At 64.5% G+C, this 14,172-nt stretch carries 13 protein-coding genes; 9 read left to right on the forward strand and 4 right to left on the reverse strand.

Features of this window, described 5'->3' with window-relative positions; translation table 11 throughout:
• Positions 1–3: 3 nt before the first annotated feature.
• The 9 genes from FFI97_RS20330 to FFI97_RS20370 are packed head-to-tail and all read left to right on the forward strand — an operon-like array spanning position 4 to position 8,855.
• A complete protein-coding gene (locus tag FFI97_RS20330) occupies positions 4–1,320 on the forward strand; it encodes a CpaF family protein (RefSeq protein ID WP_139704881.1) in 1,317 nt (438 codons plus the stop codon).
• Positions 1,313–2,317: a type II secretion system F family protein gene (locus FFI97_RS20335; protein WP_185993670.1), complete on the forward strand. Its 1,005-nt coding sequence runs from the start codon at positions 1,313–1,315 to the stop codon at positions 2,315–2,317. The genes FFI97_RS20330 and FFI97_RS20335 overlap by 8 nt, the downstream gene beginning before the upstream one ends.
• Positions 2,314–3,279 carry a type II secretion system F family protein gene (locus FFI97_RS20340; RefSeq protein ID WP_139704883.1) on the forward strand — a complete coding sequence of 322 codons (966 nt, stop codon included), beginning with the start codon at positions 2,314–2,316 and terminating at the stop codon, positions 3,277–3,279. The genes FFI97_RS20335 and FFI97_RS20340 overlap by 4 nt, the downstream gene beginning before the upstream one ends.
• Positions 3,276–4,199 (forward strand): tetratricopeptide repeat protein, encoded by a 924-nt coding sequence (locus FFI97_RS20345; protein WP_260685070.1) that lies wholly within the window; start codon positions 3,276–3,278, stop codon positions 4,197–4,199. The genes FFI97_RS20340 and FFI97_RS20345 overlap by 4 nt, the downstream gene beginning before the upstream one ends.
• Positions 4,200–4,207: 8 nt before the next feature.
• Complete coding sequence (locus tag FFI97_RS20350) at positions 4,208–4,621, forward strand: DUF3613 domain-containing protein (protein ID WP_260685071.1); 414 nt, start codon at positions 4,208–4,210, stop codon at positions 4,619–4,621.
• 46 nt (positions 4,622–4,667) lie between these two features.
• Positions 4,668–5,153 (forward strand): TadE/TadG family type IV pilus assembly protein, encoded by a 486-nt coding sequence (locus tag FFI97_RS20355; RefSeq protein ID WP_139704885.1) that lies wholly within the window; start codon positions 4,668–4,670, stop codon positions 5,151–5,153.
• On the forward strand, positions 5,150–5,635 hold the full coding sequence (locus tag FFI97_RS20360; RefSeq protein ID WP_139704887.1) for a TadE/TadG family type IV pilus assembly protein: 486 nt from the start codon (positions 5,150–5,152) through the stop codon (positions 5,633–5,635). Before FFI97_RS20355 ends, FFI97_RS20360 begins: the two co-directional genes overlap by 4 nt.
• Positions 5,636–5,648: 13 nt before the next feature.
• On the forward strand, positions 5,649–7,418 hold the full coding sequence (locus tag FFI97_RS20365; RefSeq protein ID WP_139704888.1) for a TadG family pilus assembly protein: 1,770 nt from the start codon (positions 5,649–5,651) through the stop codon (positions 7,416–7,418).
• Between the two features lie 24 nt (positions 7,419–7,442).
• Positions 7,443–8,855, forward strand: coding sequence for a sigma 54-interacting transcriptional regulator (locus tag FFI97_RS20370; protein ID WP_062479678.1), 1,413 nt, complete (start codon positions 7,443–7,445; stop codon positions 8,853–8,855).
• Between the two features lie 132 nt (positions 8,856–8,987).
• On the opposite strand, the gene FFI97_RS20375 is transcribed toward FFI97_RS20370, so the two are convergent.
• The 4 genes from FFI97_RS20375 to FFI97_RS20390 form a co-directional block, all read right to left on the reverse strand.
• The gene (locus FFI97_RS20375; RefSeq protein WP_095948074.1) at positions 8,988–10,562 is read right to left on the reverse strand and encodes a TolC family protein; all 1,575 of its coding nucleotides are present in this window, start codon (positions 10,560–10,562) and stop codon (positions 8,988–8,990) included.
• Entirely contained in the window at positions 10,559–11,854 is a 1,296-nt protein-coding gene (locus FFI97_RS20380; RefSeq protein WP_223301423.1) for an HlyD family type I secretion periplasmic adaptor subunit, read from the reverse strand. The genes FFI97_RS20375 and FFI97_RS20380 overlap by 4 nt, the downstream gene beginning before the upstream one ends.
• 100 nt (positions 11,855–11,954) lie before the next feature.
• A complete protein-coding gene (locus FFI97_RS20385) occupies positions 11,955–13,799 on the reverse strand; it encodes a peptidase domain-containing ABC transporter (RefSeq protein WP_095948072.1) in 1,845 nt (614 codons plus the stop codon).
• A gap of 91 nt (positions 13,800–13,890) precedes the next feature.
• Positions 13,891–14,169, reverse strand: coding sequence for a hypothetical protein (locus FFI97_RS20390; RefSeq protein WP_185993713.1), 279 nt, complete (start codon positions 14,167–14,169; stop codon positions 13,891–13,893).
• Between the last annotated feature and the right edge of the window lie 3 nt (positions 14,170–14,172).

The raw sequence follows: 14,172 nt of genomic DNA on the forward strand, positions 1-14,172 counted from the left end.
TCCATGTCCACTGATATCGAATTTGCCGACGACGACCAGGCGTTCATCAACTCCCAGCAGTTCCAGGACATCAAGAGCTGGACGCACGATCACCTGCTGAGTCGCATCGAAGAACTGGGCGCGGAGTTCGGCCGCTGGTCGCGCGCGTCGATCCAGCAGTTCGTCGAGCTGGAGGTCGACAGCTTCGTGCGCCTGCGCCGCGTGCCGATCAACGACCGCGAGATGCAGCTCATCGCCGATGCGCTGACGAAGGAGCTGGCCGGCTTCGGCCCGCTGGAAGACCTGCTGAACGATCCGGCTGTCGAAGACATCCTGATCAACGGCTACCAGAACGTCTATGTGTCGCGCCACGGCATGCTGGAGCGCGAAACGCTGCGCTTCACGGACTCCGAGCACGTGATGCGGATCGTGCGGCGCATCCTGGCACCGCTAGGGCGCAGGCTCGACGAATCGAACCCGATGGTCGATGCGCGCCTGCCCGATGGAGGGCGCATCAACGTCATCATCGAGCCGCTGGCCATCGATGGCCTGTCGGTTTCGATTCGCAAGTTCCGCAAGGAACCTCTCACACCTGCAGACCTGGTGAAGCTCGGCACCTTCGATGCCGGCATGGCGCAGCTGCTCGAGATCGCGGTGCGTGCGCGCTGCAACATCCTCGTGAGTGGGGGCACCAGTTCGGGCAAGACCTCGTTGCTCAACGCACTGGCCAGCTTCATCCCTTCGCGCGAACGCGTGATCACCATCGAAGACACAGCCGAGCTTTCGCTGGGCACCAGCCACGTGGTGCGCCTCGAAAGCCGCCCCGGCGGTTTCGACGGCACTGGCGTGGTGTCGATCCGCGACCTGCTGCGCAACAGCCTGCGCATGCGCCCGGACCGGATCATCGTGGGCGAAGTGCGCGGTGCCGAAGTCATCGAGATGCTGCAGGCCATGAACACCGGGCATGAAGGCTCCATGGGCACCATCCACGCGAGCTCGCCGCGCGAATGCCTGTACCGCCTCGAAATGCTCTCCGGCTTTGCCGGCTATCAAGGCAGCGAGGTCAGCCTGCGCCGCCAGATTGCCAACGCCATCGATTTCATCGTGCAGATCGGCCGGCTCTCCAACGGGCAGCGGCGCATCATCTCGCTCAGCGAAGTCACGGGTGTGAACGACAACGTGGTGGCGATGCAGGAGCTCTACCGCTACGAACCGGTGGTTTCACCGGACGGCGAAGAACGCGACCGCTGGGTCTCGCTCGGCATCGCGCCGCACTCACCGAAGATCACCCGTTTCCGCCAATCGATGGCGCGCGCGCAGAACGGAGAAGGCCGTGCGTGAAGCGCTGCTCATCGTGACCTGCATCGCACTTCTGCTGGCTGCCGGCGGCCTGTTGCTCTGGCAATGGGCAAGAAGCCGGCAGACCCGCCAAGCGACCGGGCGTCACCTTGAGCAGCAGATTCTGGCGAGCAGTGCCGATGCGGTGCCGTCCGTTGCGAACGTGCCGATGCCATTGCGCGATCCGTCGTCGGAAAGCTATGTCTCCGGCATCACTTCGGATCCTTGGCTCAACACGGAGGCGACGACCGGCACGCCGGCCCGCAAGGGCCTGATGGAGACGGTCTTGCCCGAGTGGCTGCTCGGCGTTGTTTCACCGAAGGTCGCCACGCTTGCCGTGGTCGGCATCGTCGTGCTGTGCCTTTTGGCGGGACTCTTCGGCGGGGCAATCGCAGCGGTTGGTGTTCTGTTCCTGCTCGTCCTGGTTTCGGTTTTTGCGGTCTGGCTGCGGCTCCAAAAAATCCGTCGCCAACTGATCAGCCAGTTGCCGGCATACATCGACGCGATGGTGCGTTTGATCACCATCGGAAACTCCACGCAAGCGGCATTCCAGCTCGCGATTGCGACGACGCAGGAGCCTCTGCGCGGGCACATGGAGCGCTCGGCCGCCTTGGTTCGTGCGGGGGTGGATCTCGACCGTGCGTTGCACCAGACGGCGACCAATGTGCGGGTGGAAGAAATGTTCCTGTTGGCGTCCATCCTCGGCCTTGGCGTGCGCTATGGCGGGCGGGCCGATCTTCTTCTCGAACGGGTGGCCAACTTCATGCGCGACCGCGAGCAGGCAGAGCACGAACTGGTTGCGATGTCTGCAGAAACCCGGCTTTCCGCCTGGATTCTGGGGCTCCTTCCCATTGGCGTGGGCACCTTCATGATCCTGAGCAGCCCGGCTTACTTCCTGGGCATGTGGAACGATGAGATCGGCCGCACGCTGATCTTCTCTTCCGCCGGATTGCAGGTGCTCGGTACCTTCTTCCTGTATCGATTGGCAAAGCTGGCATGAGCTTCACTTCCAATCACTTCGCCATTCTCAGCCTTGCACTCCTGGCACTGGGGCTGGTGATTGCGGCCGGCGCCCTGATCGCGACAGAGCTTCGCCGCAGTCGCAGCGGCCAGGTGATTGGCCGCGCGCTTCGACGGGACACCACGACGCAGATCGACCTCAAGACTCCCCTCGATGCAACTCCAGGTCCGGGCGATCCGCCACGCACCGATATCGAACTCCCTTTTCATTGGCTCGACTCTCGCGTCGGGCGAGCCCTCGTGGCCGACGAGGACCGACGACTCATCGACCAATGCGGATACCCCTCCAAGCGGACGCAACTGATCTTCCTGGTCACCCGCCTTCTGCTTGCATTCTTCCTGCCGGCGTTCGCTTATGTCGTCTGGAAAGGAGCACTCGCCGAACGCGCCATGATCATCGCGCTCGCCGGTGCCCTCGTGGTCGGCTTCATGATCCCCAAGTGGGTGCTCGGTCGCATTGCCGCCGGCCGACGCGAACGCATCCATCGTGAGCTTCCGCTCTTTGTGGATCTGTTGAAGCTCCTGCAGGGCGTGGGCCTCAGCCTCGATCAGAGCCTGCAGATCATGGCCGACGATTTTTCCCACGTGTTGCGCGTGCTCGGCCATGAGTTGACTCTCGCGAACCGCCAATACAGCCAAGGGCGAACACGCGAGCACTCGCTGCATCGACTCGCCACGCTGCATGGCAATGAAGATCTTCGCGGTCTGGTTTCGCTGCTCGTTCAGGTCGATCGCCACGGTGGGGCGGTGCAAGAGCCCCTGCGCGTATTCGGCGAGCGGCTGCGCGAACGGCGCCGCTCGGAAATGAAGGAGCGGATCGGAAAGATCACCGTGAAGATGACGGCCGTCATGGTGGGCACATTGCTCCCCGCACTGGTGATAGTGACCGCCGGTCCAGGATTCATTGCCGTCTTCCGTTCTCTTGGAGCAGTCGCCAAATGAAGAGCATTCATCTCCCTGAAAGGAAGCTCCGCGGCATGCGGGGTCGCATCACGGTACAAACCGCAGCGTGCCTAACGGCATTTGCGCTCGTTGGGTGCGCCACCCAGAAGGATCAGTACGCGGCCAGTGCCGAAGCCCAGCAACGCATGGCCGCCGAAGCCGCTGCCGACACCAAAGCGGGGAACTCAGTCGACACGAAAGAGACCTACCTCAAGCTTGTCGAGCAGATGCAGCGAGAAGGCCTGTGGTTCGCCTCGCTGGCGCACATCGATGCCCTCGAGCAGCGCTGGGGAACGTCGCCCGAATCCACGCGCCTGCGCGCCGACGCCTTGCGGCAGACAGGACAGGCGGCGCAGAGCGAAGCCATCTACAAGCGTTTGATGGGCACGCCACTTGAAGGCGCTGGCTATCGCGGACTGGGCCTTCTTGCGGGTGCCCGTGGCAACTACCCCGAAGCCATACAGCTTCTGAAACAGGCCCAGCGCCGCGCACCAACCGATGCACTGCTGCTGAGCGATCTCGGTTACGCCCATCTGCGTGCGGGCTCGACCGAGGAAGCACGGCTTCCGTTGATGCAGGCACTTCAACTGAGGCCGGACAGCGCGCAGGCCCAAGCCAATCTTGCGCTGTATCTTGAACTCACCAATCAGCAAGAGCAAGCGGCCGCCATGATGGAGGCGAACCGCATGTCTCCCACAGCGCGCTCGGCGATCAAGGAGGCTGCACAGCAACTCCGCGCTGGCGCAACCGCAGTGCCCCTGCGCTCCACAACTAGCATGCCACTTCCCGACGAAACCGCGGCCCCCCTCGCGCTGAAAGCGTCCCGCTGGTCCACCCCTCCAGGCATCCGCACCGCCATTCAGTCGAATCCAGCAGCAACCGCCTCTTCGACACCCTTGCCATCGAGCCCGACTCCATGAGGTACACCATGAAAAAAGAATGCGGCACGGTTTTCCGCACCCTGTCCGGGTTGAGCTGGGCCATCGCCCTTCTCACCTCCTCGTCGATGGCGATGGCACAAAGCGCCACGCAGTCCGAGCCGCCTCCCGCCTCCAAGGCGCAAAGCACGCAAGTGACGACAGAGGCGTCTGCCAACCCGTCTCAGAACGACGCCACGGACGCCGAAGAGTTTGACCATGTGTCACTCCAAGTGGGCGACGCCACTCAAGGGTTGCTTGCCTGGCAACGCAGCGGTGACATCGCATCCAAGACACCGCGCCCCATTGCAGGCAATGTTGCGCAACGAAGCTATGAACGTTATCTGAAGAGTTTCGAGTTCTCGATTCCGGAGCGAATGAGCTCGACGGTCAAGACGTCCTCCGGAACTGGCGGCGCCAAGTAGCAAGGAAGGCAGACCCTCCCGCTATCAGCCCTCTATAGAAACAGCCATGAAAGCGATCCGCGCTTCCACATCATCACGCGCTCAGCGCGGCGTGTATGCGATCGAGTTCGCCGTGGTGTTCATGATCTTCTTCAGCCTTCTCTATGCCGTTATCTGCTACGGCATGCTTTTCGCGTTCCGGCTTGGTCTTCAGAACGCGGCGGAAGACGGCGCAAGGGCCGCACTCCGCTACCAGAGCAGCCTGGAGGAACGCAGGCAGCATGCGGTCGCCATTGCAACCGCCCAGAGCAAGTGGATGCCTGCCGTGGTGCAACCCGTTGTATCCGCCCAGATTTGCGCCGCCGAAACCAACAACTGCGATCCAACCAAGCCTGCCAGATGTGGAGTCGCCTGGAGCCATCGCTGCCAGGTCGTGGTCCTCGTGCAAGCGAACAATTTGAGTTCGCTCCTACCCCCATTGCCAAGCTTTGCACTGCCCGCCCAGATTGTGGGCAACGCCAGCATGCTTCTGGACATGAGGTCCGGGTCATGAAGGCAGTTGCACAGGACATCTGTACGGGTTGCCGTACGCAACGTGGCGTCGCAGCCATCGAGTTTGCGCTGGTGATCATGGTCCTCTTTCTTGTGCTGTACGCGTTGCTGACCTTCGGTGCGGCCCTCTACACGCAGCAGGTCGTTTCTCGCGCCGCGGAAGATGGCGCTCGCGCGGCGACCCTGCTGCCGCGACCACCCGATCCGGTCAAGGTGAAGCAGGCCGTGGTTGAGTCCCTGGCTCGTTCGCTCATCGTTCCTGCATCGGCGAACGGCAATCTGACCAGCCGCAAGAATTGGATCTCGGCTCACATCACGATCGAATCCTGTCCTGTCGCACCGAGCACGCCCACTTGCGTCGTGACCGTCACCTACCCCTATGAGACCGACGCTCGCTTCCTTCCTCAGATGCCGCTTTTCGACGCCAGCAACTGGATAAAGCAGCTGCAGGGCAAAGCAACTGCCGCGCTGGCGACATCATGAGAGGCCTGAAGAAATGACCGCAGTATTCACCCGACCGGTCGCCAGCTCCTCTTTCCAACGCCGTGGTCGAGGTTCGATCCTCATCAACACGGCCATCGCGATGAGCCTCATCGTCATCACCCTCATCGGTGTTGAACTGGGATACCTCTTCTTCGTGAAGAGAGAAATACAAAAGGCGACCGATCTGGCCGCCCTCGCCGGCGCCCAGATGATCTCCAGCGCGGACGGTTGCACCGACGCGAAAACCGCCGCCAAACTCAGTGCCAACGGAACGGGGGCCACCGACACCAAGCGGAATCTTCCGCCAGTTTTCTCTCTGGTCGATGAAGATATCGAATGCGGTCGATGGTCTCCCGACAAGGCAACGGTTGATCATTTTGAAATCGCGACGACCGAGCTGAATGCCGTTCGTGTCACGATCAAGAGGACACCGATCTCTCTCCTGCCATTTTTTGAAGCGGATCGAACGATTCAAAGCAAGGCAGTCGCAGCCAACGATCCGATCGCCTCGTTCTCGTTGGGAACCGGCCTCGCCAGTTTGAATGAAGGCGTTGCCAATCAGCTCTTGAATGCACTACTCGGCACCGGCAACAAGATCAGTCTCAAGCTGGTGGACTACCAAGGTCTGGCCAAAGCACAGGTTCGGCTGCTTGACCTGATCTCCGCAATCCCAAATGTCGGGACCGTGGACGAGCTTCTCAACACTCCCATCAAGTTGAACGACCTGATGCTGGCCATGGTGCAGGCCCTCGGGAACTCCAATGCGTTGGCAGTGCAGGCACTCAATTCGATCATCTCCGCCAATGTGAAGTCCGTGGAGATCAAGCTGGGTGATCTGCTCAAGGTCACCACTCCTTCTCGGGAGGGCGCAGCCAACGCGGCGATCAACGTACTGGATTTGCTGACCACCACGGCTCAGATCGCCAACGGAAAGAATCTCGTCAAGCTCGGTTCAACTATTGATCTGGGTGCATTGGCCAAGGCCGATGTTCAACTCGTGGTGATTGAGCCACCATCTATCGCCATCGGCCCTGCAGGCAAAGACGCCAACGGCAACTGGCGGACGCAAGCACATTCGGCCGCGGTAAGACTGCTGCTCGATGTCAAGCTGGTGGACACCAACGAAATTCCGGGCCTCTCCTGGCTGGTAAAGGTGACTCTCTTGCGTTTGCCCATCTATCTCGAAGTGGCCCAAGGGCATGGGCGACTGAGCAGTATCAAGTGCGCAAGTACCTTGGCCGACTGCCGAGTCGACATCGAGGCAAAACCGGGATTAGCGAGCATCTGCATTGCGGGCGTTTCCGATGCACTGATGTCAAACACGACTACCCCGATAAATTGCAGCGCAATGCCTCCCACCATGATCAGTGAGATCAGTGCACTGGGAATTCCAGTCTTGCAGGTCTACGCCAAGGTTCCGGTGCAAGCGGAAACTCCTGATACCAGCTATCAAAAACTCACGTTCAATGGTGTCATCGGAGACACAGACGATGTCCAGACCGTGAATTCCAATGCCGTCGGCTCCGTACTGTCCAACACACTCAGCAACTTCACCGATGGCACGAAGTGGACCCTGACCACCGTGCTTCTCGGCGCGCTCCCACTTCCACTGGGCGGGATCCTCTCTCCCCTGTTGTCCTTTGTCTTGAGCATCCTGAGCCCGTTGTTCGGTTTGCTCGATGCGATCATCGTTCCATTGCTCAACCTGCTTGGGGTTCAACTTGGCTATAGCGATGTCCGGTTCCTTTCTCTCTTGTGCGGCGAATCCAAGCTCGTCTACTAGCACTTCGCCATTGCCTTTCGATACATGAGTGCCTCCAACTTCGACGAACTCGACCTCTTTGTCTGGGAAGGCAAAGCCGACATCCTCGACCGCATTGCGCGGTGCATGGCGAGCTTCGACGTGGAAGTCATCCGGGCCGATGGCCTGCCGCCGCCCCAGCAGGACCGCGGTGTCGCGCTGCGCCCTTCCGTCGCGATCATCAGCGTCACCGTCATCGACGGCGGCGGGCTTCCTCATGCCACCGAGCTGCTGCAAGGCATGCCCGTGATCTGGGTCGCGGCCGCCTCGCGCGAGCGCGACTCGCGCACGTATCCGCCCGAGTACCTGCACGTCCTGCCCTACGACTTCACCTGCGCCGAGCTGCGCACGATGGTGGCGAAGCTGGTGCGCCAGCTGCGTGCGCGCGATGTCGCGCCGCAGGCGCCCGACGTGCTGGTGGCGCATTCCGATGCGATGAAGGGGCTGCTCGCCGAAGTGGGCGCCTTTGCGGACTGCAACCATCCGGTGCTGGTGCGCGGCGAGACCGGCGTGGGCAAGGAGCGCATCGCGCAGCAGCTTCACATCGGGCACCAGCAGTACGGCAAGGGCGCGTTCGTGGCGGTGAACTGCGGCGCGATTCCCGATGGGCTGTTCGAGTCGCTGTTCTTCGGCCACACGAAGGGCTCGTTCACGGGTGCCGTGCATGCGCACCGCGGGTACTTCGAGCAGGCCACCGGGGGCACCTTGTTCCTCGACGAGATCGGTGACTTGCCGCGCTATCAGCAGGTCAAGCTGCTGCGCGTGCTCGAAGACAGCGCGGTCACGCGGCTGGGTGCGACATCGCCGATCCGCGTCGACTTCCGGCTCGTGGCGGCGACGAACCGCAACCTGCGCGAGATGGTGGCGAGCGGCGAGTTTCGTGCCGATCTGTTCTACCGGCTCGCGGTGATCGAGCTGCATGTGCCGAGCCTCGAAGAGCGCGGCGAGATCGACAAGATCGCGATCTTCAAGGCGCTGCTGGCGAACGTGCTCGGCGACGAGCTCGAGGCCTTGGGCGAAACGCCGCACTGGCTCAGCGATGCGGTGGCCGAAACCTACTTCCCCGGCAACGTGCGGCAGCTGCGCAATCTCGCGGAGCGCGTGGGGGTGATCGCGCGGCAGCTGCACAGCTGGGACCAGAACCTGATCCAGCGCGCGATCGCGCTCACGCGCGGCACGCCGGCGCCCGCTGCGCTGGCCACCGACCGCAATGGCACGGGCGTCCCGCTCGACGCGAACGGCGACCGCAAGGGCTGGAACAGCAGCGAGCGCAACCGCATCATCGCGGCGCTCGAGATCAACGACTGGAAGCGCCAGGACACGGCGCAGCACCTGGGCATCAGCCGCAAGGTGCTGTGGGAAAAGATGCGCAAGTACCAGATCCTCGACGGCGAGCCTGGCATCCCCGAAGAGACGTAACTAGCTCGCCCCCAGGCTGCGCGGCACTTCGTGTCCGCTTCTCCTTCCCCCTACCGGGGGCAACACCTGAGGCCCGGCAAAGCCGGTTCCTCGGTGTTTCGCGAAGGGGCTTCGCTGCGCTTGCCTCGTCGGCTAGTTGGTTCCGAGGCGCGTTGACCGGCGCAGCGGCGGGTTCGCAATCGATGCGCCCGGTGCGCGGTCGACCAACGGTTCGCTCGCGCAGGTCGTGTTGCTCGAGATGCACAGCGCGCCCAGCAGGCCGTCTTCGGTCAGGACGTTCCGGCTCGGGGGGCCGAAGATGCGGTCGATCCAGTTGTTGGCGCCGATGGGGTCGATGCGCAGTTCGCCAGTAGTGCGCGCCAGGCGCAGTTCCGAAATGCGCAGGTCGAACACGCCGTCGATGTAGTCGAACAGCAGGGTGTAGTAGTCGAGTTGGGCATCGAGCACCTGGGGCAGTGTCTCGCGGCCGAATTCCATGAGGCGGCGGCGGCCGCGGAAGGCCTGGCCCGAGGTGCTGACGGCTTCCATCAACTGGCGCTCGCGCTCGCGGCCGGCCACGGTGCGGGACCACGACGACGCGGTGAGCTCCATCAGGTTGAGCTTCACGCCCTCCATCTTGGCTTCCTGGTTCGCCACTTCGGCCAGGGCGCCCTTGAGCTTGAGCTGGCGGTCGAAGCCGTTGCCGAAGTTCCAGTTCAGTTCAAACGCGGCGCGCGTGGGGTCTTGCGGCGACACGCCGCGCGGGTCCTTGCTCTTCACGACGACGGCGTCGAGCGTGGGGTACAGGCTGGCTTCGGTCTGGTCGACCAGCGCACGCGCACGCGCCACGCGGCCCTGGGCTTCGGCCAGTTCGGTGCTGCGCGCCTCGGCACGGCGCAGCGCTTCTTCCTGCGAGCCGATGCGCCAGTGCGCCGGCGCGGCGAGCACGGGCAGCGATTCGGGCGCGGGCGAGAACTTGAAGTAGTTGCGAAACTTGGCCAACGCCTCGTCGCGCTGGGCCTCGAAGTCGGACTCGCGCGCGGCGACGAGGGCGCGGCGCGACGCCGCCATGTTGAGGTCGTTGTCGCCGCTCACGCCGAGCGCCACGCGGCGTGCCTCGGCCTTCGACAGGTCGGCCACGACTTCGGTGGCGCGGTGCGCGATCTGCTTCTTCAGGTCGAAGCGCTGCACCTGCAGGTAGGCGGTGAGCGCGTCCAGCACCACTTTCTGCGAGGTGGTGACCACGGCTTCGTCGTCGGCCTGGTTGCCGAATTCGGCGGCGCGCTGCGCCGCGCTCATGGCGCCACCGTCGATCAGGCTCACGCGCGCTTCGGCGGTGAGCACGGTGTAGTTCTCGCTCTTCGCGTCCTTGGCGCCGCTGCTGTAGGTGCCCGACGAGGTGCCGACCTTGAAGCGCGGGTAGCGCGCCATGCGGGCCGCGTCGACGCCGAAGCTGCTGGTGTTGGCCGCCGCCTGCGCGGTCAGCACTTCGGGGTACTCCTGCGACAGCGCGATGAGCGCCTGCTTCACGCGCTGCGCGTAGCTGGCGGCGCCGAGGGACGGTGGCGACAGGCGGCGCGACAGTGCCAGCGCTGCAGGCGGCCCCTCCTGCTCCGGCGACGGTTGGGCGTAAGCGGTGGGCGGCAGCGCCATGCTGACGCACAAGGTCGCGCAAAGCACACCCGGGGCGATGCGCGCGCGCCGGCCCGGCAACACGGGCTTGCTCATGGTTCGCGGAAGGCTTCGCGCCGCAGTTTGAGCACAGGCCGCAGGATGTACCAGATGAACGGATCGGTCCCCACGCGCAGGTCGACTTCGGACTCCATGCCGGCGGTGATGCGGTTTTCCGGCCGCCCCACGTGCGACTGCGACATGCTGATGAGCAGCCGGTAGTACGGCGCGCCGCTGGCAATGGCGGCGTCGCGATCGGCGTCGGCCGCCACAAGTTTGACCTTGCCGTCGACGGCGCCATAGCGCAGGTAGTCGTAGGCGGTGATCTTCACGCGCGCCTCCTGCCCCACTTCGACAAAGCCGCGGTCGTTCGGGTTAAGGCGCGCCTCGACCATGATCTCGTCCTCGTCGGGCACCACCTCCAGGATGGATTCGCCGGGCTTCACGACCCAGCCGGCGCTGGAGCTGCGCAGGCCCTTCACGATGCCGTCGGCCGGCGCCTTCACCACCGTGCGCGAGCGCTGGGTGCGGGCGCGCGCGAGGTCTTCGCTCAAGCTCGCGAACTGGCGTTCGACGGTGGCCAGTTCGTCCGATGCGCGGCGGCGAAAGCGGCCCTCGGCCTCGGCCATCTTGGCTTGCGCCTCGGTGATGGCGGCCTGCGCCGAGATCACGCCCTGGCGCGCCACGGCGAGTTCGCTGCGCACGCCTTCGGCCTGGCGGCGCTTCTCGAGCACCTCGACCTGGCCGACGAGTTTTTCGCTCAGCAGCTGTTCGGAGATCTCCAGCTCTTTCTGCATCAGCGCGAGCCGGTCGTTCAGGCCCTTGGCCTTGGCCTGCTGTTCGAGCTGTTTGCTGCGCGCCTGCTCCAGGCCCGACACGGCCCCGGCCATGACGCCGCGCTGTTCGAGCGCGCGCGCCTGGTAGGCGCCGATCTCGCCTTCGAGCACGGCTTCGTCGATGTCGGCATCGAACGAATCGCGCTTGAGCGGCTGGCCGCGGCTCTCGGCAATGAGTCGCACGCGCGTGGCCTGCGTGGCGGCGTATCGCGCGGTGAGTTCCTCGAAGTTCAGGCCGCTGCCGCCCAGGTCGATCTCGACCAGCGACTGGCCCTGCTTGACCTTGTCGCCTTCTTTCACGAGCACGTTGCTGACGATGCCGCCTTCCAGATGCTGGATCGACTTCACGCGGTCGGAGGGGATCACGCGGCCCGGTGCGACGACGACGGTTTCCATCGGAAAGCCGAGCCCCACCGCCGCCAGCACCGCGACCGCGCCGCCGATGATCCACTGGCGCCGCCGGCCTTGCGGCGTGGTCTGCGCCGCCTGTTTCTCGCTCTCGCCCTGAAGCACCTGCGGCAAGTCTGGTTTCAAAATCCCGTTCCCCTGTCTCTGTCTGTCAGTCGGTCGATCCGTGGCAACCACGAATCACGCATCGCATGGCCCTTCTTGCTCACGCCATCGAGCGCGAGGCGGCCGGGACGCCTGCATTGCTGTTGCTGCTGCCACTGCCGTCGTCGGTGCTGTCGCCCAGCGCCACCAGCGGTTTCTTCACGCCGAAGAGCTTGGGCACCATGACGGCGGCGGAGCCGATTTCCACATTGCCCTGGCCGGTGACGTGATAGACGGCGGAGGCCGCGGACACGATGCGCAGCGAGTGCGTGACCACGACCACGGTGCGCACCTTGGCCACCGCGAGCATGGTCGCGAGCAGGTTGCGCTCGCTTTGAAAGTCGAGGTCGTTGCTGGGCTCGTCGAGCACCAGCACCGAGGGCTTGCGCAGGAAGCTCATGGCCAGCGCGAGCTTGCGCCGCTCGCCCACCGAGAAGCCGGTGCCGCCCTCGCCCACCACGGTGCGGTAGCCGTCGGGCAGGCGCGAAATGAAGTCGTGCGCGCCCGAGAGCTTGCAAGCCGCGACGATCTGCTCGTCGCTCTGGCCCGGCGCGCCGCGGCGCATGGTGTCGACCAGCGGGCCGCCGAACCAGTAAACCTCCTGCGAGAGGTAGCTGATCCAGCGCGACAGCTCTTCGCGGCCGAATTGCGACAGGTCGTACTCGCCGATGCTCACCACGCCGTGCGTGGGCGTGTACAAGCCCGACAGCAGCTTCACGAGCGTCGACTTGCCCGCGCCGTTGCGCCCGACGATCACATGCAGGCCGCCGGGGCCGATGTCGAGGTCGACGTTTTCCAGCACGGGCTGCGGTGCGTCTTCGGTGAAGCTGAAGCTCACGTCCTTGAGCGTGACGCGGCCCAGCGGCTGCGGCAGCGCCATGCCGGTGGGCGCCTTCTCGACCGGCTCACCGAGCACGGTCTCCAGCCGCTTGGCGGCTTCCTTGGCGGTGGCCAATGCGCGCCAGTTCGACACCAGCCCGGCCACCGGCTGCAGCGCCTTCAGCGCGAGCATGTTGGACGCAACGAGGCCGCCCACCGTCATCCACTGCTGCATGACGGCGATGGCGCCGACGGTGACGACGATCACCGAGAACACGGTGAGCAGCACGGTGGTGCCGTCGCGCGCGGTTTCGATCTGGCCGTTCTTGCCGAAGCTCTCGCTGAGCCAGGCGTTGTAGGTCTGCTGCCAGACCTCGATGGTCGGGCCGTCGTTCGACTGCGCCTTGAGCGTCTCGCGCGCATGGCAGATCTCGGAGGTGATGCGGTCCAGGCCGCGCCCGCGCAGCACTTCTTCGACGCGGCCGGCGCGCACTTCGTCGGCCCACCACCAGGCCAGGAACGCCATGATGGCCAGGAAGGCCGCCACCACGGGCAGCACCGGCAGCGCGACGATGCCGATCACGATCAGCGCGAAGATCGCCATCGGCAGGTCGAAGATCGATTGCGCGAGTCCGCCGGTGACGGTGCCGCGCACCGCGCCCACGTCGCGAAAGAACAGCTGCCAGGACGAGGCCGGCCGCGCCTCGAGCGCGCGCAGCGGGCGCCCGAGCATGGAGTGCAGCAGCGCGCCCGACACGCCGTGGTCGACGGTGGCGCCCGCGTTGCGCAGCAGGCGCGAGCGGCGCGTACGCAGCCAGAACTCGATGCACAGGAAGAACAGGATGCCGCTCACCAGCGCGGCGAGCGTGGAGACGCCGCTGCGCGAGAGCACGCGGTCATACACCTGCAGCAGGAAGATCGAAGGCAGCAGCCCGAACAGGCTGATGGGCAGCGACAGCCAGGCTGCGCTCTTGACGAGCGGGTAGGCCGCGCGAAACGCATCGTTCAGCGCACTGGCATACGGACTGGCGCCGGGGACTTCCGGCCTGTCGGCAACCAGCTGGCTGGGCAAGAGGAACTTGATCATGGAAAAAGACCGATCCGTCGGGCAACGACGCCTGCATCATTATCAACTGTTACCCGACTGTTACAAGGCAAAAATTCGCCTCTGACGCCTCTCAGCATCGGTGGGTGCGAACCTGCGCCGGACCGGTCGTTTCCGCGCCGCGCGCTGCTTGCGGCGCGGCGTTTTCCCTGAGCGTGCAATTCATCGTTTTGTGGGTGTGGCTGTGGGTCGCCGTGCGGCCGGACGAGCCCGGCAGGCCTTCGGCAAAAACGAGGGCGATGTTGGCGCACAGCAGCATCAGCAGCACCCAGGCGCACAGCAGCTGCAGCCAGCCCAGCCACCAGCGCCGCGGGGGTACCTCGCGTTCGGATTCATAGGGGATGTGGACCAATGC

It is taken from the genome of Variovorax sp. KBS0712, from assembly GCF_006323185.2.
GTDB classification, from domain to species: domain Bacteria; phylum Pseudomonadota; class Gammaproteobacteria; order Burkholderiales; family Burkholderiaceae_C; genus Variovorax; species Variovorax boronicumulans.